We start from the raw sequence: 21,879 nt of genomic DNA on the forward strand, positions 1-21,879 counted from the left end.
GCAGTTAACCCAGGAGGAGAACAGCATGGCGGATCTGGCAGGCAAGGTCGTCGTCATCACGGCAGCGGCGCAAGGCATCGGCAAGGCAAGCGCGCTCGCCTTCGCCAAGGCAGGAGCTACCGTCCATGCCACCGACATCAACGAAACGCTGCTGGCGGAACTCGCCAAGACTGCCGGGATCAAGACACGCAAGGTCGACGTGCTCAATGACGAGGCGGTCAACACCGCCTTCGCCGGGATCGGCCGCGTCGACGTGCTGTTCAACTGCGCCGGTTTCGTCCACTCCGGCTCGATCCTGGAGATGAAGGACAGCGATCTCGATTTCGCTCTCAACCTCAACGTCCGCGCCATGATCCGCACCATCCGCGCCGTGCTGCCCGGCATGCTGGAGCGCGGCGACGGGTCGATCATCAACATGGCCTCGCTGGCGAGCTCGCAGAAGGGCGTGCCGAACCGTTTCGCCTATGGCGTCACCAAGGCTGCGGTGATCGGCCTGACCAAGGCAGTCGCGGCCGACTATGTCGGCAAGGGCATACGCTGCAACGCCATCTGCCCCGGTACGGTCGAGAGCCCGTCGCTGCAGGATCGCATGCACGCGCAGGGCGATTATGAAGCCGCGCGCGCCGCCTTCATCGCGCGCCAGCCGATGGGCCGGCTCGGCACGCCGGAGGAAATCGCCGATCTGGCCGTCTATCTGGCCGGCGCCACCTACACATCCGGGCAGGCCTACAATATCGATGGTGGCTGGTCGATCTGACCGGATCGAGGAGTCTGAAAATCCCGCTCACCGGCGATCACTATATGGTGTCCGCGCTTGCCCTGGATCAGGCCGGTGGTACGGTCCGCCGGCTTCCCAAACGGGAGCCATTCGTTTCGGTGAAGAGTTTGCAAAAGGCCGCGAGGCCGCAACAGGAGAAGGGTTTAAATGAAACTGCTGCGCTATGGCGAGGTGGGGAGCGAACGTCCCGGCCTGCTCGATGCGGATGGGACGATCCGCGACCTCTCCGCCCATGTCGCCGACATTGCCGGCACCACGCTTCAGCCGGCCTCACTGGAGATGCTGTCCAAGCTCGACGCAAAGTCGCTGCCGGCGGTTTCCGGCAAGCCGCGGCTCGGCGCCTGCGTTGCCGGCACCGGCAAGTTCATCTGCATCGGCCTCAACTATTCCGACCACGCTGCCGAGACCGGCGCCACCGTGCCGCCGGAGCCGATCATCTTCATGAAGGCCAGCTCGGCCATCGTCGGACCGGACGATGACGTGCTGATCCCGCGCGGCTCGGAAAAGACCGACTGGGAGGTCGAGCTCGGCGTGGTCATCGGCAAAACGGCAAAATATGTCAGCCAGGCCGATGCGCTCGATTACGTCGCCGGCTACTGCGTCGCGCACGATGTCTCCGAGCGCGCTTTCCAGGCCGAGCGCCAGGGCCAATGGACCAAGGGCAAGAGCTGCGACACGTTCGGCCCGACCGGCCCATGGCTGGTGACCAAGGACGAGGTCTCGGATCCGCAGAACCTGAAGATGTGGCTGACCGTCAACGGCAAGACCATGCAGAACGGCTCGACGAAGACCATGGTCTACGGCGTCGCCTATCTTGTGTCCTATCTCAGCCAGTTCATGTCGCTGCATCCTGGCGACATCATTTCGACAGGCACGCCGCCCGGCGTTGGATTGGGCATGAAGCCGCCGGTGTTCTTGAAGGCCGGCGACGTGGTGGAGCTGGGCATCGAAGGGTTGGGCCAGCAGAAGCAGACGTTCAGGGCTGACGCATAACTTTCACGAGTCGCGCCGCCCCTCATCTGGCTGCCGCCATCTTCTCCCCGTAAAACGGGGAGAAGGACGCTGTCGTTGCTGCTTTCGCCAATCGCCGGCGCTGGAGCTATCTTCCTTCTGCCCGTCACTATACGGGGAGAAGGTGCCGGCAGGCGGATGAGGGGCAGCGCCAACCTATGTTGCGATACTACTTCAGCACCTTCCCATCCGCGCCAAACCGATAGGTCTTCGCCGGATCCGGCGTTGCATAAAGTGTCGCCCCCGGCTCGGCGTCATAAACACCGAAAATGCGCACGGTGATCAGCCCGGCCTTCTCGCAGTCGAGATAGAGATTGGTGTCGGCGCCGAGGTGCTCGGCATGCACTACCGTGCCTTTCCAGGCGCCGGATTTCGGGTCGACAGTCAGATGCTCCGGCCGCACGCCGATGCTCTTGGCGGTTTCCCCAAGCCTGGCGCCGTCGATGAAGTTCATCTTCGGCGAGCCGATGAAACCGGCGACGAATTCGTTCGCCGGCGAATTGTAGAGTTCCATCGGTCCGCCGATCTGCTCGATTTTCCCGGCATTGAGCACCACGATCTTGTCTGCCAGCGTCATCGCCTCGACCTGGTCGTGGGTGACGTAGATCATCGTCGCCTTGAGGCGGCGATGCAGCTGCGCGATTTCCAACCGCGTATTGACGCGCAGTGCCGCGTCGAGATTGGACAAAGGCTCGTCGAACAGGAACAGCTTTGGCTCGCGCACCACGGCGCGGCCGATGGCGACGCGCTGACGCTGGCCGCCGGAGAGTTCGGCAGGACGCCTTTCCAGATAAGGCTCAAGCGACAGCATGGACGAGGCGATGCCGATGCGGCGGTCGATCTCGGCCGCCGGCGTGCCGGCCTGCTTGAGGCCAAGACCCATATTGTTCTTGACCGTCAGATGCGGATAGAGCGCATAGGTCTGGAACACCATGGCGATGCCGCGCTTGGCCGGCGGCGTGGCCGAGACATCCGCGCCATCGATGACCACCCGGCCCGAGGTCGAATCCTCCAGCCCGGCGATCACCCTCAGCAAAGTCGACTTGCCGCAGCCCGAGGGGCCGACGAAGACGACGAATTCGCCATCCGTCACCTCGAGGTCGATGCCCTTCAGCACCTCGACCGGGCCGAAAGCCTTCTTCACGTTTTCGATCTTCAGCGAGCCCACGGCAGTCCTCCAAATTGATAAGTGGGCGCCAGGGCACCCCCCTCTGTCCTGCCGGACATCTCCCCCTCAAGGGGGGAGATTGGCAGCTTTGACGCTGAAACACTCTTGTTGACGTTTGTGATTGGCGAAGGCCATGCCGACAGCTGATCTCCCTCCTTGAGGGGGAGATGGCCGGCAGGCCAGAGGGGGGCGCCGTAGGCCGCAACCCCTGCCGATAGCTCCCTTTTCACAATCGCACCGCCTTCCCGCTGCGCACGCTCTCATCGGCGGCAAGGCAGACGGCGAGCGATTTCACGGCGTCGTCCATATGGCGGGTGAGATCGATATCCTCGCGGATCGCCTTGAGGACAAAAGCCTGTTCGAGATCGCAGAGATCCTGGTGGCCGGGTTCACCCTCCATCGACAGCATCTCGTCCGGCTTGGTGAACGTGCCGTCCGCGCCGGTTTTCGCACTGTGCAGGCGGATGGTCGACGTCTTGGTGTGGGTGTCGATGTCGTCGGACTTAACGCCTTCCTTCATGACAATCGACACGCAGCCCGTCGGCGAGATGACATCTTTGACAAAGAACGCGGTCTCCGAAATCATCGGTCCCCAGCCGGCCTCGTACCAGCCGACCGAGCCGTCATCGAACAGCACCTGGAGGTGGCCGTAGTTGTACATCGTGGGCGCCACCTCCTCGGTCAGCCGCACGCCCATGCCGCGCACCTCGACCGGCCTGGCGTCGGTGATCTGCAGCATGACGTCGAGATAATGCACGCCGCAGTCGACGATCGGCGAGGTCGTGCGCATCAATTGCTTGTGCGTCTCCCAGGTATGGCCAGAGGACTGCTGGTTGAGGTTCATGCGGAAGACATAAGGGCCGCCGAGCTTGCGCGCCTCGGCGATCAGCCTGATCCAGGACGGGTGGTGGCGCAGTATGTAGCCGATCACCAGTTTCCTGCCATTGGCCTTGGCGGCCGCGACGACGCGCCTGGCGTCGGCCACCGTCGTCGCCAGGGGCTTTTCGACGAAGACATGGCAGCCGGCCTCGAACGCCCTCACCGCATAGTCGGCGTGGCTGTCGGAATAAGTGGCTATGCAGGCGACATCGGGCTTTTCGTCGCGCAGCGCATCGTCGAAGGAGCGCCTGATGCCGTAGCCCGACAGCCCATTCGGCAGCGGCACGTCGGAGCGGTTGATCAACGCGGCGATCTCGAAGCCCGGATTGGTGTGATAGGCGAGCGCATGGCTGCGGCCCATATTGCCGAGGCCGGCGACGACGACGCGAAGGGGCGTTTCAGAGTTCACCGAGCTGCTCCAGATATCCTGATTTCTCTTGAGAGGGTGTCACCCCACCCGGCGCTACGCGCCGACCTCCCCATCGAGGGGAGGTAGGACGTCGGCGTGACCCCCGCCACGCTCAAAGAGGCTTCTCCGAAACGTGTCCCTTGGCCGTCGTGAATGAAGCCGTGACCTTCGACCTCCCCATGATGGGGAGGTCGGCGCGAAGCGCCGGGTGGGGTGAAGGCTCCAACAGAGATTTGTCCGCTCACTTGACGGCTCCTGACGTAATGCCGCGGATCAGCTGCCGCGAGAAGATGACGTAGAGGATCAGCACCGGCATGATCGCCAGCGAGAGCGCGGCCAGGATGGCGTTCCAGTTGGTGACGAACTGGCCGAGGAAGAGCTGCGCGCCGAGGGTCACAGTCTTGGTCTCTTCCGACGGCGCCAGGATCAGCGGGAACCACAGATCGTTCCAGATCGGGATCATGGTGAAGACGGCGACTGTCGCCATCGATGGCCGCACCAGCGGCAGCACCAGCCGGAAGAAGATGGTGTATTCCGACAGGCCGTCGATGCGGCCGGCGTTCTTCAGATCGTCCGACACCTGCTTCATGAATTCCGACAGAATGAAGACGGCCAGCGGCAGGCCTTGCGCGGTGTAGACCAGGATCAGCGCCGTCAGCGTGTTGACCAGCCCGCTCGCCACCATCAATTGCAGGATGGCGACGGTGGCCAGCCGGATCGGGATCATGATGCCCAGCGCTAGATAGAGGCCCATCAGCGTATTGCCGCGAAAACGGTATTCCGACAGGGCGAATGCCGCCATGGCGCCGAACAGCAGCACGAAGAACAGCGAGGCGACGGTGACGACGAGGCTGTTCTGGAAATAGTGGATGAAATCGCCCTGGCCGATCACCGTGGTATAGCCGATCAGGTCGAAGGTCTTTGGCGTCGGCGGTGTCAGCGGCGCGCCGAATATGCCGGCGCGGGATTTGAACGAATTCATGATGACCAGGATCACCGGGAACAGCGCGATCGCCGTGTAGGTCAGCAGGATCGCATGGGCGCCGATCGTGCGGGGCAGCGAACGGGTGGCGGTGCTCATTGGATGGTCTCCTGAGGAGCTACTTTGCCGAGGAGCAGCACCCAGCCACCCCCCTCTGTCCTGCCGGCCATCTCCCCCGCAAGGGGGGAGATTGGCAGCTTTGGCGCCGACACATCTCCTGCATCGCTGGTGGCTGGCGAAGGCCGTGACAACAGCTGATCTCCCCCCTTGCGGGGGAGATGTCCGGCAGGACAGAGGGGGGTGCTCAAGCTCGACATATCGCCCCCTAAAACTGATACCGACGCAGGCGCGTCTGGATGAGGAAGAGGTAGACGCAGACACCGCCGAGGATGATCAGGAACATGATCGTGGCGATGGTCGCGCCCATGTTGGGGTCGCCGACCTGCAGCTGGAAGCCGAAGAAGGCGCGGTAGAGGAAGGTGCCGAGAATGTCGGTCGAATAATTCGGCCCGGCGAGCGCGCCCTGCGCGGTGTAGATCAGGTCGAAGGCGTTGAAATTGCCGACGAAGGTGAGGATCGAGATGATACCGATCGAGGGCAGGATCAGCGGCAGCTTGATCTTCCAGAACTGCGACAGGCCGGTGATGCCATCGCATTCGGCCGCCTCGATCACCTCGTCGGGGATCGACAGCAGCGCGGCGTAGATCAGCATCATCGGGATGCCGACGAACTGCCACACCGAGACCAGGCTAAGCGCGGTCAGCGCATACTGCTCCTTGCCTAGCCACGGCGTGAACAGGCTTCTGAGGCCGACCAGATCCATCATATGCGGCGCCACGCCCCATAGCGGCGACAGGATCAGCTTCCAGGCGAAGCCGACGATGACGAAGGACAGGATGGTCGGCACGAAGATCGCCGTGCGGTAGAAAGCCGAAAAGCGCAGCCTGGGGCTGGACAGAAGTGCGGCCAGCAGTACGCCGATCGGGTTCTGCACCAGCATGTGGATGATGAAGAACCAGACATTGTTGCGCAGCGCATTCCAGAAATTCACCGACCAGTTGGGATCGCCGAACAGGGTGCGGAAGTTTGCCAGCCCGACGAAGACCTGGGATTGCTCGATGTTGCGGAACAGCGACAGCTGCAAAGTGCCGGCGAGCGGCAGGATCATGATCGCCGTATAGACGAGCACCGCCGGCGCCAGGAAGACGGCGATATGCCAGCGGATCGGTCTTTTCGGTCGTGCTTGTGCGGCCATGAGTTCGGTCCCCACCGATCAGGTCTGGGAAAATGCTTTCGACAACAGCGGTGCCCCTCATCCTTACCCTCTCCCGGTGAAGAACGGAGAGAGGAGGTCGCCAGCGTTGCGGCAACTCCCTTTCTCACCGTCACTGTACGGGGAGAAGGTGCCGGCAGGCGGATAAGGGGCGGCGCCGTCCTTCGCAGTCGATGCTATCGAAAAACGCTGGGCCGTCCACTTGGAACGGCCCAGCTCATTGCCCGAGCCTTACTTGGCGGGCTTGTACCAACTGTCGAGGCCGTCCTGCAGCTTCTTGGCAGCGGCTTCCGGCGTATCGGTGCCGTTGATGACATTGGCCGATTCGACCCAGGTCTCGTTCTCGAGGTTCGGCGTGCCGCGCGACAGGATCTGGTAGGTCGAGCGAATCGTCGACTTGCACTTGCCGCGCCAGGAGACGAATTCCTGGGCCAGCGGGTCCTCCATCTTCACCGGCGAGGAGTTCAGGCTGAAGAAGCCCGGCAGCGCGTTGGCGTAGATGGTGGCGAAATCCGGCGAGGCGACCCAGGACAGGAAGGTCTTGGCCGCATCCGCATGCTTGGAGCCCGCATTCAGACCCATGCCGATGTCGGTATGGTCGGAGATGTAGCAGGTGTCGCCGGCCTTCTCGACCGGCGGCGGGAAGGCGCCCATCTTGAACTGGGCCTGGGTGTTGAACAGGCCGATTTCCCACGAGCCGGCCGGGTAGATGGCGGCGCGGCCGAGCGTGAACAGGTTCTGGCTGTCCGGATAGGTCTGAGCCTCGAAACCGTCACCGAGATAGGGCTTCCACTTGGCCAGTTCCTCATAGGGCGCCACCCAGTCCTTGTCGGTCAGCTTCTGCTCGCCCTTGATGAGGGCCGCACGGCCTTCCTCGCCCTTCCAGTAGTTGGGGCCGATGTTCTGGTAGCCCATGGTCGCGGCTTCCCAGAGATCCTTGGTGCCCATCGCCATCGGGATGTAAGTGCCGTCGGCCTTGATCTTGTCGAGCGCGGCGAAGAACTCGTCACGGGTCTCCGGCACCTTGATGCCGAGCTTGTCGAAGGCGTCCTTGTTGTAGATGAAGCCATGGATGACCGACGCCATCGGCACGCAGAAGGTCGCCTTGCCGTCGTCGGTCTGCCAGGCGGACTTGGCCACCGGCGAGAAGTTGTCCATGCCCGGCAGCGAGGAGAGGTCCGCGAGATTGCCCTTCTTGAACAGCTCGAGCGACTTGTCGAACGGGCGGCAGGTGATCAGGTCGCCCGCCGAACCGGCGGCGAGCTTGGCGCCGAGAGCCGCGTCATATTCGGTCGGCGCCGAGGGCGCGAACACCACCTTGATGCCGGGGTTCTTGGCTTCGAAAGCCGGGATCAGCTTGTCCTTCCAGATGGCAAGGTCGTCGCCGCGCCAGCTTTCGATGTTGAGCGTTACGTCCTCGGCGTAAGCCACCCCGGCGGAGCCGAGAATGCTGGTGCCCAGAAGCAGTGCCGTCAGTAGTTTCGTTGTCATGCTCAGTCTCCCTGTTGACCTTTTTCAGGTTCGGTTTTGATGAGAACAGAGGCGTTGCGCCCCTTGCTCCCCTCGCAAGCCTGCTTCACCTCGATGGACACCGGGATGAAACAGGCTCTATTTCTTTGTTCGAGCATGATCTTTTCCGAGAAGCGGTCTCCACTTTTCGGGATCATGCCCCAGCGCGGAAAGGGCCGGCCGCAGCTTCTGGCCGGCCTCTTCCAGTATCTTCTGCGCCGTGTCGGCGCTGTCGGCGCCGGCGGCAAGCAGAATGGCGGTCTTGACCGCACCGCCGCTCTTTTCGAGCAGGCGGGCCGCGTCGTCGCGGCTGCCGCCGCTGATGGCCGCGACGATCCGCGCCGCGCGGTCGCGCAGCTTGCTGTTGTCGGCCATGAGATTGACCATGTAGCCGTCATGGACATGGCCGAGATGGATGGCGGCGAGCGTCGACAGCATATTGAGGGCGATCTTCTGGGCCGTGCCGGCGCCCATGCGCGTCGAGCCGGCGATCACTTCCGGCGGCGTTTCGAGCAGGATGGCGGTTCCAGACAGACGCAGCAGAGCCGAGTCCCGGTTGTTGGCGATGCCGATGGTGGCCGCACCGCGACGGGCGGCTTCCTCGATCGCCCGCAGTGCATAGGGCGTCGTACCACTGGCCGAGATTGCGATCAGGCAGTCGCCCTTGCCAATGCCGGCGTTGGCGACCGCTGTCGCGGCCTCCTCTTTATCGTCTTCGGGGCCGCCGGCCAGCGTTCTGAAGGCCTCATCGCCGCCGGCGATCAGGATGGCGATGCGGTCGCGACGGATGCCGAAGGTGCCAGGCAGTTCCAGCGCATCGGCAAGCGCCATCAGGCCGGAGCTGCCGGCCGCGGCATAGGCGAGCTTGCCGCCGCCCTTCAGGCTACCGGTGATGATCTCGGCCGCTTCGGCGATGGAGGGAATGGCGTTGCGCACAATCTTCGCCGCCTCGACCTGCGCATCGGCCAGCGAAGCAAGGATCGCTTCGGGAGCCTGGATATCCAGCCCCTCAGCATTCCTGTGCAGCGCTTCGGTGCGCGTTTCGGCCATCCCAATTCCTCCAATTCGGAAAACAATACCAAAAAAATACCACTTGTCCACACGCATTAACGAATTCGCCGCACCGAAATCGCTGGCGCAGGTAAATGGCCAAGTTTTTCAGTGAAATACGCTCTAATCTTTTTGCAGCGGAAATTAACCCTTGGCTATTGGTATTTTATTGGTATTATCGGCCTGGAGGAGAAATCACGTGAAATTCGTGCTTGGCATCGATGGCGGCGGCACCAGCTGCAGGGCGGCCTTGGCAATGGCGGACGGCACGGTGCTCGGCCGCGCCAAAAGCGGCGCCGCCAACATCCGCACCGACCTGACCGGCGCCCGGTCGAACATCGTCGAGGCGGCGCGGCAAGCCTTTGTCGCGGCTGGCCAGGATCCGGACCTGATCCCGCAAACACCGGCCATTCTCGGCCTCGCCGGCGCCAATGTCGGCACCTACCGGCAGCAGCTCGAGGCGATCCTGCCGTTCAGCACCAGCCGCGTCGAAACCGATGCCGAAATCGCGCTGGAAGGCGCAGTCGGTTCCGGCGACGGCGCCATGGCGATCCTCGGCACCGGCACCGCCTACATGGCGCGCAAGAACGGCAAGTCGCGTGCCATCGGCGGCTGGGGCTTCCAGGTCGGCGACCAGGGCAGCGGCGCCCGCATCGGCCGCGACCTGCTCGAACAGACCCTGCTTGCCCATGATGGCGTGCGAGCGCGCACGCCGCTGACCGATAGCATGATGGCCGTGTTCCGCGACAATCCGGAGGATGTGGTCGAGTTCACCACCAATGCCAAGCCCGGCGATTTCGGCGGCTTCGCCCCCAAAGTGTTCGAACATGCCGAAAAAGGCGACGCGGTCGCCAACTGGATCCTCGACAAGGCGGTCGCCGATGTCGAGGCCTCGCTTGGCGCGCTGGAGTTGGCGGCAGACGCGCCGCTCTGCCTGCTCGGCGGGCTGGCGCCGCTCTACGCGCCGCGCTTGTCTGCACGCTATCGGGCGCTGCTTCGGGAGCCGCTCGACGATGCGCTCGGCGGCGCCGTGCAGATGGCGGTCCGCCTGTTCGCGCCGAGGGGAGCGGCTCGATGAGCGACGCCGCCGACCAGATCTTCGCCGCGCTGAAACAGTCCTCGCAAAGCGGTGCGCCGCTCTACCTGCAACTGCGCAAAAGCATTGAGGATGCCGTCAACCGCGGCCTGATCGGGCCCGGCGACGCGCTGCCTTCCGAGCGCGACATCGCCATCAAGGCCGATATTTCGCGCGTCACCGTGCGTAAGGCGGTGCAGGACCTCGTCAAGGGCGGCATCCTGGTCCAGCGCCACGGCTCCGGCACCTTCGTGGCGCCGCGCATGGAGCGGGTCGAGCAGTCGCTGTCGCGGCTGACCTCCTTCACCGAGGACATGGCGCGGCGTGGCATGGTTGTGCGCTCGGCCTGGCTCGACCGCGGCCTTTACGCGCCCTCGCCCGACGAGATGATGGTGCTCGGCCTTTCGTCGAACGAACTGGTGGCGCGCGTGGCGCGCCTGCGCATCGCCAACGACACGCCGCTGGCGATCGAGCGCGCCTCGCTGTCGGCCAGCGTGCTGCCGGACCCCGCTGGAATTGGCTCCTCGCTCTACGCAGCCCTGGAATTGACCGGCAACAGGCCGGTGCGCGCGGTGCAGCGCATCTCGGCCGCCAATCTCGGCGACGGCGACGCGCGCCTGCTCGAAGTGCCGCCGGGCATTGCCGGCCTGCACATCGAGCGTATTTCCTATCTGGCGAGCGGCAAGGTGATCGAGTTCACCCGCTCCATCTACAGGGGCGACGCTTATGATTTCGTCGCCGAACTGCGGCTGACAGGGCCGAGCGAAGAGGGCCGACCATGACGACCGAGCCGAACAAATCGACGGAGCCGACCCATATGCGGCGCGAGATCGAGGAGATCCCGCAAGCCGTCGCCCGCCTGCTCGACGGTTCCGGTGCCGTACTTTCCGAAGCCGGCCGCGGCATTCGCGAGCGCGACCCGCATTTCGTCGTCACTGTGGCGCGCGGCTCGTCCGACCATGCCGCTACTTTCATGAAATACGCGGTCGAACTCACCGCCGGTCTTGCGGTGGCTTCGGTCGGCCCTTCCATCGCTTCGATCTATGGCCGCAAGCTCAGGCTCGGCGGCTCCGCGTGCCTGGCCATCTCGCAGTCGGGCAAGAGCCCCGACATCGTCGCCATGGCCGAAACCGCACGGGCAGGTGGCGCGCTGACCATCGCCGTCACCAACACCGCCGATTCACCGCTGGCGCGCGCCTCGGACCATGCGATCGACATCCTGGCCGGGCCCGAGCGCAGCGTCGCGGCGACCAAGACCTTCGTCAATTCCGCTGTCGCCGGCCTTGCTCTGATGGCGCATTCCACCGGCGACGAAGCGCTTCTCAAGGCGCTTGCCCGCTTGCCCGAGCATTTCGGCAAGGCGATCGCCTGTGACTGGATGAGCGTGCTCGTCGAAACGATCGAAAAGCAGAAGTCGCTGTTCATCCTCGGCCGCGGCCCATCCGCGGCGATGGCTAACGAAGCGGCGCTGAAATTCAAGGAAACCTGCGGCATGCATGCCGAGGCCTACAGTGCTGCCGAAGTCATGCATGGCCCGCTGGCGCTGATCGGCCCCGATTTTCCGGTGCTGGCCCTGGCCGCGCGCGACGCATCCGAACCGTCCGTGGCCGAAGCCGCCGACAGCCTGGCGGCCAAGGGGGCGCCGGTCTTCGTCACCTCGATGCTGGCGAACAAGGCCACACGCCTGCCGCATGTCGCCACCGGCCATCCACTGACCGATCCGCTGACGCTGATCGTGTCCTTCTACGTGTTCGTCGAGGCCCTTGCGCGCCACCGCGGCCTCGACCCGGATACGCCGCGCAACCTTCGCAAGGTGACGGAGACCGTATGAGCGACCGTTTCGCCCTGACTGGCGCCCGTATCTTCGACGGCGACGACTGGCATGACGGTCATGCCCTCGTCGTGCGCGACAGCCTGGTCGAGGCCATCCTGCCCACCGGCGCGCTTGCCGCGGATATGCGCCGCGTCGACACCGGCGGCGGCATGCTGACGCCGGGCTTCGTCGACATCCAGGTCAATGGCGGCGGCGGCGTCATGCTCAACGATCACCCCGATGTCGCCTCGATCGAGACCATCTGCCGGGCGCATGCGCCGTTCGGCACCACGGCGCTGCTGCCGACGCTGATCACCGATACGGCTGATATCACCGCCGCGGCGATTGCCGCCGGCGAGGCGTCGGCACTGCGGAAAGTGCCGGGGTTCCTCGGACTGCATCTGGAAGGTCCGCATCTGTCGATCGCCCGCAAGGGCGCGCATGACCCGGCGCTGATCCGGCCGATGACGGACAAGGACGAGGCGATGCTGATCGCGGCGCGAGGCAAGCTCCCGGTGCTGCTCACCACGATCGCACCCGAATCCGTCGAGGCGGCCCGCGTGACGGCCTTGGCCAAGGCCGGCATCATCGTCAGCCTCGGCCATTCCGACACCGGCTACGCCACGGCCAAAGCCTTCGCCGAGGCCGGCGCCAGCGTGGTCACGCATCTGTTCAATGCCATGAGCCAGATCGGCAACCGGGAGCCGGGACTGGCGGGCGCCGCCATCGACATCGGCGGCCTGTCCGCGGGACTGATCGCCGACGGCATCCATGTCGATCCCGCCACCATCGCAATAGCGCTGCGGGCCAAAGAGGGGCCGGGCAGGATCGTGCTGGTCACCGACGCCATGGCGACGATCGGCACCGACATGACCTCCTTCACGCTCAACGGCCGCACCATCTACCGCAAGGACGGCAGCCTGCGGCTTGCCGATGGAACGCTGGCCGGCGCGGATCTCGACATGATCTCGGCTGTGCGCTTCACCCATCGCAGCGTGGGCGTGGAGCTTTCCGAGGCCTTGCGCATGGCCTCTCTTTATCCGGCGCAGGCGATCGGCCAATCGCACCGGCTCGGCCGCTTCGCCAAGGGCACCGCCGCCGACATCGTTTCGCTTTCGAACGATCTCGACATCAAAACCGTCTGGATCGGCGGCGACAGGGTTTTTTCGACCAGCGCCGGCGGGCAACGGTGAAAGCCGGCCATGGCTGACGTCGATTGCGTCGTCGCCGGAGCCGGCGTCGTCGGGCTCGCCATTGCCAGGGCGCTCGCCTTGTCGGGCCGCGAAGTGCTGGTTATCGAAAAGGCCGCCTCGATCGGCACCGTCACCAGCTCGCGCAATTCGGAAGTCGTTCATGCCGGGCTCTATTACGCGCCCGGAAGCCTGAAGACGCGTTTCTGCGTCGAAGGACGCGAACGGCTCTATGCGTATTGCCGCGAGCGTGGCATCGGCCATCGACGCACCGGCAAGCTGATCGTCGCCGTCGGACCGGGCCAGCTGCCTCGGCTCAATGCAATCCGGGCCAATGCGGAACAATGCGGCGTCGACGACCTCGACTTGCTGACCGCCGCGCAAGCAGAAAGCCTCGAACCGGCGCTGAGCTGCGCCGGGGCGCTGCTGTCGCCGTCGACGGGCATCGTCGACAGCCAGGGGCTGATGCTGTCGCTGCGCGGCGACGCGGAGGCGGCCGGTGCGTCGTTCGCCTTCCTGACCGCCGTCGCAGCGGCGACGGTCGAGGCCGACGGGATTCGTATCACCACGCGCGATGGCGACGGCGAGACGTTCGCGTTGAAAGCCGGCGCTTTCGTAAATGCCGCAGGGCTCGACGCGCAGGCGCTGGCCGGTAGCATCGAAGGGTTCCCGCCAGAGCTCGTGCCGCCGCTCTGGCTGGCGCGCGGCAACTACTTTTCGCTTTCGGACCGCTCGCCATTCTCGCGGCTGATCTATCCAGTGCCGGTCAATGGCGGCCTGGGCGTGCACCTGACCCTCGACCTCGGCGGCAGCGCGCGCTTCGGCCCCGACGTCGAATGGATCGGCCAGACGGACTATACGGTCGATCCCGGCCGCAGCACGGTCTTCTATGACGAGATCCGGCGCTATTGGCCGGATCTGAGGGACGGCGCCCTGCTGCCGGCCTATGCCGGGATCAGGCCGAAACTGTCGGGCCCGAACCAGCCGGCGGCCGACTTCATGGTGCAGGGGCCGGCCGACCACGGCGCGGGCCGGATCGTCAACCTGTTCGGCATAGAGAGCCCGGGCCTGACGGCAAGCCTGGCGCTGGCCGAGCATGTCGTCGGTCTCTTGTTCCCCCGATAGTGCCCAGGCGACCGCACGAAACTGTCGCGATGCCTCCCGTCCAAACAAGCGGGATGAGGTATCCTTGCCTGGATCGACTTAGCTGGCGGGACTGCTTATGGAAAAAAGGTCCTTGTAGGTATCGCGCAGCAGATTCTTCTGCACCTTGCCCATGGTGTTGCGCGGCAATTCGTCGACGAAGACCACGCGCTTGGGATGCTTGTATTTCGCTACGCGCGCGGCAATGGCATTGAGTATCTCAGCAGCGGTGACGGTCGAAGCCGGCAAGCGAACCACGACGGCCGTTACGCCTTCGCCGAAATCGGGATGGGCAACGCCGATGACGGCACTTTCCAGGACGCCGTCAAGCGCGTCGATCTCGCTCTCGAGCTCCTTGGGATAGATGTTGTAGCCGCCCGAGATGATCAGGTCCTTGCCGCGGCCGACGATGTGGACATAACCGTCGGGGTCGATCATGCCGAGATCGCCCGTGATGAAGAAGCCGTCGGCGCGGAATTCCGCTTTGGTCTTTTCCGGCATGCGCCAGTAGCCGGAGAAGACATTCGGCCCCTTGACCTCGATCATGCCGACCTCGCTTTGGGCAAGCGGCCTGCCAGTGTCGGGGTCGGCGATGCGCAACGACACGCCGGGCAAGGGAAAGCCGACGGTGCCGGCGCGGCGCTCGCCATCATAGGGGTTCGAGGTGTTCATGTTGGTCTCGGTCATGCCGTAGCGCTCGAGAATGGCGTGGCCTGTGCGCTCGCGCCAGGCCCTGTGCGTCTCGGCCAGCAGCGGCGCCGAGCCGGAAACGAACAGGCGGATGTTTCTTGCCGCCTCGCGGGTCAGCCCGTCCTGCTGCAAGAGCCGGACATAGAAGGTCGGCACGCCCATCAGCGCCGTGGCGTCCGGCAAGAGCGCGACGACGCGCCCTGCGTCGAATTTCTGCTCGAACAGCATCGAGGCGCCGGCCATCAGGATGACGTTGGTGGCGACGAACAGCCCATGGGTGTGGAAGATGGGCAGTGCGTGGATCAGCACATCGTCCGATGTGAAGCGCCAATAGTCGACCAGCACGCGCGCATTCGAGGCGAGGTTCTCGTGGCTGAGCATGGCCCCTTTCGAGCGGCCGGTCGTTCCCGACGTGTAGAGGATCGCCGCAAGATCGTCGGGACCGCGCGCGACGTCGTGGAAGTCGGGCGATTGCCGCGACGCCTGGTCCGCCAGCGATCCTTCGCCCTTGCCGTCGAGGGTGACGGCAAGAGCTCCGCATTTTTGCGCCAGGGCGTCGATGTCGGCTACCCGTGCCGGATCGCAGACGACCAGCCGGGGCTCGGCGTCGCCGAAGAAATAGGCGAGTTCGGCCAGCGTATAGGCGGTGTTGAGCGGCAGGAAGACGGCGCCGGCGCGCAGGCAGGCGAGGTACAACAGCATGGCTTCCGGGCTCTTCTCGACCTGCACCGCGACCCGGTCGCCGGGCTCTACGCCGAGTTGCAAAAGCGCGTGCGCCAGTTGCGCCGAGCGCGCCAGCATGTCGCCATAGGTCAGCACGCGGCCGTCATCCGTCCGCATCAACAGGCGTCCGGGCTTCGGCATCCGGGACCGGAAAATGTCGAACAGATGATTGCTCATGAGGTCTTCCTGCGTCTGGCGGAGAAAGGCATGCATCGGACGGAGCCGGGCCTGTCTTCCGGGTCGGCCGCTTTGCGCGGCGCCAGACTGTTGGCGGTTCTTGCCGACCCGTCAAGCCCGCAAGGGCGGCTCCACGCGGCCGCCATGACCATGCCGCCGGGCGAAAGCGGAAGGCTTTGGCGGTAAAAGGCTGGGGCGCGATGCGGCGCTACCGTGGCGTGCGCTCGGCCCTGGCGCTGGCCGGCTCTGATGCTTCGACCTGCTTGAAGCGCTCCATGCACATCGCTGCCGTCAGGCGATAGTGATTGAGCAGGGCTTCGACCGCGGCGTCGGCATTACCGTCCAGCGCATTTTCCGCGATCAGGCGGTGCTCCGCAAAATCGTCGCGCTGGACGCCTTCGCCGTTACTGGCCATTCGCCGGTAGCGGTAGGCGTGATCGGAAAGCTGGTCGCAAAACCCCACCAGCCATCGCGACCGGCAGGCCGAGATCAGCGCACGGTGGAAAGTGCGGTGCAGTCTCTCCCAGTCCGGATTGAGCGACGACAGATCCGTTGGCATGAGACGTGAGGTGCGCCCCAACCGATGCAACGCCAGAACCAGCTGTTCTTCCCATTCGGCGGTGCGGTGGGCGATGGATTCGCGAAGCGCCCGTTCCTCGAGCCAGCAACGGGTACGTGTCAATTCCTCGAGCTCTGCCGCGCTGACCGGCATGATGAAGAAGCCTCGCTGGTCATGCCGACCGAGAAGCCCTTCCGAAGCCAGGCGATTGAGAGCCTCACGAACCGGGGAAGCGCCGGCGCCATATTTGGAAACAACCCACTCAACCCGCAGCTTGCTCTCGGTTTCAAAGGCGCCCCGCAGAAGATCGGCACGGAGTTGATGATAGACAGTGCTGGCGAGCGTACTCTTCGAGCCTGTGCCGTCGTCATTCAGATTGGCAGCTGCGTATGTCAAAATCGGCTCCTTGTCCCCAAATCTGGTCCTGGGCAATTCGAGTCCGAGAAACAGTTCCCTTTCCGTACACGTACCCTACCGCGCGCGCCTCGACGCGCTCAAGCGGGAGATCGCGTCATTGTACTTTAGAACAAAGAAATATGCACGATCCTATATCTGGTCGAACGAAATCGTGTTCGGCTACAACCGGCGGAAATTTAACGTGTTTATATGCAGGATCACTGTTCTTCCGTGCCTCCGCGCGAACCTCTTTTCCGTCGCGCGCAAAAGACACCGAACAGTGGGACCGAATCAGGCCTTTTATCCTGCCCATGGCTTTTGTCGCGGGGCCAGCCGCAGCGAAGCGCGCAGTGCAGGCCCCCGGGGTTGACCACGTGGGGAGATCCTGGCCTCCATCGGTTCTTGTGCGGTGCTTTTAGCCGGCTGCCTTGTCGGCCGCCGTCCTGATCGCCTCTATATTTGCCCGGTACGCTTCCACGCTGCCGCCCTTGAAGATGGCGGCGCCGGCCACCAGCACATCGGCGCCGGCGGCGGTCACCAGCGGCGCGGTTTCGGGCGACACGCCGCCGTCGATCTCGATGCGGATCGGCCGGCCGCCGATCAGCGCCTTGACCCGCCTCACCTTGTCGACGATTGCCGGAATGAAGGCCTGGCCCCCGAAACCCGGGTTGACGGTCATGATCAGGATCAGGTCGAGCCTGTCGAGCACGTATTCGATCGCACTTTCCGGCGTTGCCGGATTGAGCGAAACGCCGGCCTTCTTGCCGAGATTCCTGATCGTCTGCAACGAGCGGTCGAGATGCGGCCCGGCCTCGGCATGCACCGTCATGCCGTCGCAACCGGCCTCGGCGAAGGCGGCCAGATAGGGATCGGCCGGCGCAATCATCAGGTGGCAGTCGAAGAAAGCCTTGGTGCGATCGCGGATCGCCTTGATCACCGGCGGGCCGAAGGTGATGTTGGGGACGAAATGGCCGTCCATCACATCGAGATGGATCCAGTCGGCGCCGGCTGCCGTGACGGCTTCGACCTCGTCGCCCAGCTTCGAAAAGTCCGAAGCCAGCACCGAAGGTGCGATTAAGGTTTTTTTCGTCATGATGACGGGGCCTTTCCGAGCGCCTTTTTCATCTGATCACTGCCTAAAGCGCAGCCGCTGACTTGTCGAGGGTGCGAGCTTGGCGGTTCCACAGCTGGGGTAGTGCGGCGTCCTCTTCGTGTTGCAGCTTCAGCCTGCCCGGCCACGAAGAACCCCGCCGGATTGCTCCGGCGGGGTTTCCGATGTGCCTTCAGGCGATGGTTACTGCTGCTGGAGATTCAGGATTCTGTTTGGAGCCGTATCCTGCTGCTGTTCGGACTGCGGCCTGCGCCGTGGCAGAACCTGCTGCAGCAGCAGTCCCGGGTTGAGTTCCAGCGAGGGCTGCCCGCGCACCGGCCTGCAGTTTGGATAACGGCCGATCATGCCTTCCGGGCAACGCCGCCTGAAGATCGGCTGGCACTGGCCGTTGACCATTTGCGAGCCCGGCGCGCATTCGCTCTCTTGCCTGGACCGGCGGCATGCGCCGTCGATCACCTGGGTTCCACGCGGACAGACACACTCGCCGCGCTTGTTGTGGATCTGGCCGCGAATGTCGCACTGCTCCACATCGGGCTGCTTGCGCCGGCACACTCCATTGCGCAGCTCGGTCCCCCTCGGGCAGACGCAGTCGCCATTGGCGTCGTGGACCTGGCCGCGGATGGTGCATTGCTCAGGCTCCGGCTGGAGAGCCCGGCAGGCTCCCTTGCGCAGTTCCGTCCCTCGTGGGCAGACGCAGTCGCCGTCCGCGCCGTGGACCTGACCACGGATGGTGCATTGCTCGGGCTTCGGCCTGTCGCGTACGCAGGCGTTGGCATCCCGATCGAGATGCGTGCCCTTGGGGCAGGTGCAGCCATCGTCGTCCGATGTCGGCACCGATCCCGGTATCGCGCAGCCCGGCCTGGATATCGTGACGCAGGCGCCATTCTCCAGCTCGGTCCCGCGCGGACAGACGCAGCGTCCATCCTCTGTGCGGACCTGGCCCTCGAGCAGCACGCAACGCTTTGGCTCCTTCGGCGGGATGATGACGCCGCCGGACGAGCACTGGCCGTTGCGATAGGTGGTGCCTTGCGGGCAGACGCACCGGCCGGCGTCGTTCATGACGAAGCCTGCCGAGCATTCCTTCTTCGTCTCATGCCTGATGGCGAAGGGATGGCAGGCATAGGCCTTGTCGCGATTGCCCTGGGTATTGGCCTGGTCGCGGGAAAGCACATCTCCGCCGCCCTGCACCCGCGTGTCGGGAGAGAGCACGCCGACGCAGTTCTGGCCGTTGACGCTGCCTTGCAGATTGGCCAGGCGGCCGTCGTCGGGGATGACCACGGTGACGTGGTGGACGCGGCTTTCGCCAGCGCCAAGCGTCAGGTCTGCGATGCAGGACGCAGGCAAGGCCGCCGGTTCCGGCGAGCAGCCGAAGGCCGGCTCGATCGAGGTGATCGCGACGCCTTCCAGCCGGCCGAGGCCTTCGACGCCGATCGCATCGCCGATGCGGACAGGGCCGGAAAATTCCGCCGGGCCGTCGTTGGTGATGGTGATCTCGAACGAGCAGGGTTCTCCGGGCCGGCACTCGCGGTCGCCGGTCTTCTCGACGCGGATGGACGAGACCCCGCCGCCCTTGGCGCAGGCCCGGCCGACCGGATGGACGACGTCCTCGCCCTGCGCCGGGCCGTAGGAGCCCCGCGCGCAATTCTCGAACTCGCCGTTGGCCGAAACCGTCACGTCGAAGTGCCTGCTGGTTCCGGGTGTCATGACGGCGCCTGGAATCTGGCACGCCAGCGTGTCGGCCGGAACCGGCCCGCATGCCCATTCCGCGCCGTCTGATGTGACGGTCTGGATCTGGACGGGCGCGCCGCCCGACACCAAAGTGGCGGCATCGTTGACCCGCACCGGACCGGTGGGGGCAGCCGTGCCGGCATTGCTGACGGTGATGCGGCAGGAGACGAAAGCGGCACCCGCCAGCGAACCGCCGCATGTCTTGGTGATACGCAGGACAGGCTGGCCGCCATTGGGACGAGGGATGCGTTGCTTGGCGCAGGCCCGGTTATTGGTGAGGTCGGTTTCGCCGGGGATCGGTTTCACCTCGGCGCAATTCTCGACCGTGTCCGACCGGTAGCCGGCCGGCACCACCGCCTTGACGACGATCGCCGTCAAAGCGCCCGGCGGCAGCGAGATGCCGGCATTGTCGCAACGGAACTGGCCGGGGCCGTTCGGACCGCATGTCCAGGGTGGGCTCGGGCCAAAGGTCGAGGAGGCCGGCGCGCCCCCGGGATAGGTGTCGACCACGGTCAGCGGCCCGTTATAGGTCGAGGTGCCGTTGTTGATGATGTCGATGACGAAGCTGCACACGCCATCGGCGGTGCAGGCTTCCGCGCGGGCACGCTTTTTCAGGATCAGGTCGGCCTTCTTCTCGACCGGCGGCCGGCAGTCGCGATCGCGATCGCCACGCCGGCAGATCGGGATCGAGGCGCAGCCACGGTCGTTGGCCTGGCTGCCGAACAGCGGCTTGCCGCTGGCGGCATAGTTATAGGTGGCACAGTTGCGCAAGCTGCTGCCTTGCCAGCCGCCAGCCGGCTTGAAGCCGAACTCCAGGTCGATGAAAGCCCCCGGATTGAGCGTGGTCACCGGATGGGTGCACATCATCGGGGTGGCGCCGGGCACACAGGTCCAGGGCGGATTGGGTCCCGAATCGAGCGTCGAGCCCGCCGGCAGCGTCACCTCGTCGAGCACGATCTTGCCGTTGTAGGGCGCGTCGCCGACATTGGTGACCCGGATGCTGAAGTCGCAGCCGCCGCCCATCGTGCAGCGCGTGACATCGGCGCGTTTCTCGACCTTCAGGTCCGGTTCCCTGTCCTTGGGCGGACATCTCTGGTCGCGCGGGATGACGATGTCGATGGTCTGCGTGCAGCAGAGCCCCCAACCCTCTTTCGGCCCGGCATAGGTCTCGATGCCGGTGACGACGAGGTGGATGACGTCGCCGGGCGAGGCGCCGACGATCTTCCAGTTCAGCACACCGCCGCCGGCCGGCACCTTCTGTGTGTCGGGGACGATCGTGATGCCTGGCGTGGCGGTCGAAAGCTGCACCCACCTGCCGCCCATCTCGGGACCGACAGGCATATGGTAGATGAACGCGCCGCCGCCGGGCACGCAGTCGACCGTGCCGCGCTCCACCTTGAAGCATTCCTTGCCGGGATGTGGCGGTGGCGGATTGCACTTGGTCAGGTCGACCCGGATCGAGGTTTTTTCGCCGGTGAGAAAATTGCCGTCGTCCGGCTTGCCCGGATCCTGTGAGGGAATAATGGTTCCCGTGCCGGTGCCGACGGTGACTTTGATCAGGCCCTGATTGTCGACCGTCGCCGGCGCGGGGAACGCCGCGTGGTCGATCCTGGCGGTGATGCGGAACGTGATGACGCGTTCGTCCGGTGCGCCCGAGCCGTCGAGGTCGGAAGCGGAAATCCGGAAATCCGAAACCGTTGCCATGTCGTTGGGGCCGGCCGAATTGCTGATGACGGCGCCAGGCAGAGGTCCGCCCGACGCATCGGTGCCGTCACCGGAGACCTGCATGTTGACGATCTGCAAGCCATGCCGGAGCTGGTCCTTGAAGTCGAGCCGGACCGTCTGCAGCGAAGCCGCAAACCCCGGGCTGGCGAAGCCTTGCGGTGCGCCGCGCAGGCCGAAGCTCAAAGTGTAGAAGACATAGTCGCAGCTTCGCTGGCCGCCGGTCTTGGTGAAGAACGGCACGGCCCGTCCGGGCTCCGGATTGATGATGTGCGGATTGTCCAGCTTGAATTCCATATTCGGGCTGGCGGCCTGGACGGTCCTGGCCGGAGCCGTGTCTTCGGCAAGTGCCGGCAGCGCAGGCAGCATGGCGACCGCGATACCGGCGGCCACCAGCCAGCGCGCGCCGCGCCTGGCATATGACAGGCGCCTCGTGTTCATGACGGTTGATTTGTCGGCGACGCCCAGCGGGGAGAGTGCGAGATTGTTCATC

Annotated in this window: 17 protein-coding genes; 7 read left to right on the plus strand and 10 right to left on the minus strand. The window is 64.8% G+C overall.

The genetic code is table 11. The features are described 5' to 3' along the window. Positions 1 to 25: 25 nt before the first annotated feature. Together FJ949_RS01350 and FJ949_RS01355 are read left to right on the plus strand one after the other, a co-directional pair. A complete protein-coding gene (locus tag FJ949_RS01350) occupies positions 26 to 757 on the plus strand; it encodes an SDR family oxidoreductase (protein WP_140491586.1) in 732 nt (243 codons plus the stop codon). A gap of 168 nt (positions 758 to 925) precedes the next feature. Then, the gene (locus tag FJ949_RS01355; protein WP_140491589.1) at positions 926 to 1,771 is read left to right on the plus strand and encodes a fumarylacetoacetate hydrolase family protein; all 846 of its coding nucleotides are present in this window, start codon (positions 926 to 928) and stop codon (positions 1,769 to 1,771) included. Between the two features lie 187 nt (positions 1,772 to 1,958). Here the strand turns inward: FJ949_RS01355 and FJ949_RS01360 are convergent, their stop codons facing one another. The 6 genes from FJ949_RS01360 to FJ949_RS01395 all read right to left on the minus strand — a co-directional run bounded on the left by FJ949_RS01360 (position 1,959) and on the right by FJ949_RS01395 (position 9,059). Further along, a complete protein-coding gene (locus FJ949_RS01360; protein ID WP_140491591.1) occupies positions 1,959 to 2,957 on the minus strand; it encodes an ABC transporter ATP-binding protein in 999 nt (332 codons plus the stop codon). Positions 2,958 to 3,183: 226 nt separating this feature from the next. Next, a complete protein-coding gene (locus FJ949_RS01370) occupies positions 3,184 to 4,245 on the minus strand; it encodes a Gfo/Idh/MocA family oxidoreductase (RefSeq protein ID WP_140491595.1) in 1,062 nt (353 codons plus the stop codon). 241 nt (positions 4,246 to 4,486) lie between these two features. Then, complete coding sequence (locus FJ949_RS01375; protein ID WP_140491597.1) at positions 4,487 to 5,326, minus strand: carbohydrate ABC transporter permease; 840 nt, start codon at positions 5,324 to 5,326, stop codon at positions 4,487 to 4,489. 226 nt (positions 5,327 to 5,552) lie between these two features. Further along, positions 5,553 to 6,482 (minus strand): sugar ABC transporter permease, encoded by a 930-nt coding sequence (locus tag FJ949_RS01385; RefSeq protein ID WP_140491601.1) that lies wholly within the window; start codon positions 6,480 to 6,482, stop codon positions 5,553 to 5,555. 249 nt (positions 6,483 to 6,731) lie between these two features. Further along, on the minus strand, positions 6,732 to 7,991 hold the full coding sequence (locus FJ949_RS01390; RefSeq protein ID WP_140491603.1) for an ABC transporter substrate-binding protein: 1,260 nt from the start codon (positions 7,989 to 7,991) through the stop codon (positions 6,732 to 6,734). A 117-nt stretch (positions 7,992 to 8,108) separates the two neighbouring features. Beyond that, the gene (locus tag FJ949_RS01395) at positions 8,109 to 9,059 is read right to left on the minus strand and encodes an N-acetylmuramic acid 6-phosphate etherase (protein WP_140491605.1); all 951 of its coding nucleotides are present in this window, start codon (positions 9,057 to 9,059) and stop codon (positions 8,109 to 8,111) included. 199 nt (positions 9,060 to 9,258) lie between these two features. Between FJ949_RS01395 and FJ949_RS01400 the strand changes: the two genes are divergently transcribed. From FJ949_RS01400 to FJ949_RS01420, 5 genes are read left to right on the plus strand one after another with little or no spacing between them, the layout of a single operon-like run. Continuing rightward, positions 9,259 to 10,137, plus strand: a complete 879-nt coding sequence (locus FJ949_RS01400) for an N-acetylglucosamine kinase (RefSeq protein WP_140491607.1) — start codon at positions 9,259 to 9,261, stop codon at positions 10,135 to 10,137. Continuing rightward, entirely contained in the window at positions 10,134 to 10,916 is a 783-nt protein-coding gene (locus FJ949_RS01405; protein WP_140491609.1) for a GntR family transcriptional regulator, read from the plus strand. The genes FJ949_RS01400 and FJ949_RS01405 overlap by 4 nt, the downstream gene beginning before the upstream one ends. After that, positions 10,913 to 11,965, plus strand: coding sequence for an SIS domain-containing protein (locus FJ949_RS01410; protein WP_140491611.1), 1,053 nt, complete (start codon positions 10,913 to 10,915; stop codon positions 11,963 to 11,965). Before FJ949_RS01405 ends, FJ949_RS01410 begins: the two co-directional genes overlap by 4 nt. Then, entirely contained in the window at positions 11,962 to 13,140 is a 1,179-nt protein-coding gene (gene nagA / locus FJ949_RS01415) for an N-acetylglucosamine-6-phosphate deacetylase (protein WP_140491613.1), read from the plus strand. Before FJ949_RS01410 ends, nagA begins: the two co-directional genes overlap by 4 nt. Positions 13,141 to 13,149: 9 nt before the next feature. Next, positions 13,150 to 14,262, plus strand: coding sequence for an NAD(P)/FAD-dependent oxidoreductase (locus FJ949_RS01420; RefSeq protein WP_140491615.1), 1,113 nt, complete (start codon positions 13,150 to 13,152; stop codon positions 14,260 to 14,262). A 78-nt stretch (positions 14,263 to 14,340) separates the two neighbouring features. Here FJ949_RS01420 and FJ949_RS01425 read toward each other — a convergent pair whose 3' ends face one another. From FJ949_RS01425 to FJ949_RS01440, 4 genes are all read right to left on the minus strand, one after another. Next, complete coding sequence (locus FJ949_RS01425) at positions 14,341 to 15,870, minus strand: malonyl-CoA synthase (RefSeq protein ID WP_140491617.1); 1,530 nt, start codon at positions 15,868 to 15,870, stop codon at positions 14,341 to 14,343. A 208-nt stretch (positions 15,871 to 16,078) separates the two neighbouring features. After that, on the minus strand, positions 16,079 to 16,825 hold the full coding sequence (locus tag FJ949_RS01430; protein ID WP_140493447.1) for a GntR family transcriptional regulator: 747 nt from the start codon (positions 16,823 to 16,825) through the stop codon (positions 16,079 to 16,081). Positions 16,826 to 17,240: 415 nt separating this feature from the next. After that, on the minus strand, positions 17,241 to 17,918 hold the full coding sequence (gene rpe / locus FJ949_RS01435) for a ribulose-phosphate 3-epimerase (protein ID WP_140491619.1): 678 nt from the start codon (positions 17,916 to 17,918) through the stop codon (positions 17,241 to 17,243). 201 nt (positions 17,919 to 18,119) lie between these two features. Beyond that, positions 18,120 to 21,878, minus strand: a complete 3,759-nt coding sequence (locus tag FJ949_RS01440) for a hypothetical protein (RefSeq protein ID WP_140491621.1) — start codon at positions 21,876 to 21,878, stop codon at positions 18,120 to 18,122. Position 21,879: the final 1 nt, after the last annotated feature.

Source organism: Mesorhizobium sp. B2-4-1, from assembly GCF_006442185.1.
GTDB lineage: Bacteria > Pseudomonadota > Alphaproteobacteria > Rhizobiales > Rhizobiaceae > Mesorhizobium.

Coding starts and splice junctions, on each gene's coding strand:
- FJ949_RS01350 (WP_140491586.1), top strand. CDS start 26: ATGGCGGATCTGGCAGGCAAGGTCGTCGTCATCACGGCAGCGGCGCAA.
- FJ949_RS01355 (WP_140491589.1), top strand. CDS start 926: ATGAAACTGCTGCGCTATGGCGAGGTGGGGAGCGAACGTCCCGGCCTG.
- FJ949_RS01375 (WP_140491597.1), bottom strand. CDS start 5,326: ATGAGCACCGCCACCCGTTCGCTGCCCCGCACGATCGGCGCCCATGCG.
- FJ949_RS01385 (WP_140491601.1), bottom strand. CDS start 6,482: ATGGCCGCACAAGCACGACCGAAAAGACCGATCCGCTGGCATATCGCC.
- FJ949_RS01390 (WP_140491603.1), bottom strand. CDS start 7,991: ATGACAACGAAACTACTGACGGCACTGCTTCTGGGCACCAGCATTCTC.
- FJ949_RS01395 (WP_140491605.1), bottom strand. CDS start 9,059: ATGGCCGAAACGCGCACCGAAGCGCTGCACAGGAATGCTGAGGGGCTG.
- FJ949_RS01405 (WP_140491609.1), top strand. CDS start 10,134: ATGAGCGACGCCGCCGACCAGATCTTCGCCGCGCTGAAACAGTCCTCG.
- FJ949_RS01410 (WP_140491611.1), top strand. CDS start 10,913: ATGACGACCGAGCCGAACAAATCGACGGAGCCGACCCATATGCGGCGC.
- nagA (WP_140491613.1), top strand. CDS start 11,962: ATGAGCGACCGTTTCGCCCTGACTGGCGCCCGTATCTTCGACGGCGAC.
- FJ949_RS01420 (WP_140491615.1), top strand. CDS start 13,150: ATGGCTGACGTCGATTGCGTCGTCGCCGGAGCCGGCGTCGTCGGGCTC.
- FJ949_RS01425 (WP_140491617.1), bottom strand. CDS start 15,870: ATGAGCAATCATCTGTTCGACATTTTCCGGTCCCGGATGCCGAAGCCC.
- rpe (WP_140491619.1), bottom strand. CDS start 17,918: ATGACGAAAAAAACCTTAATCGCACCTTCGGTGCTGGCTTCGGACTTT.
- FJ949_RS01440 (WP_140491621.1), bottom strand. CDS start 21,878: ATGAACAATCTCGCACTCTCCCCGCTGGGCGTCGCCGACAAATCAACC.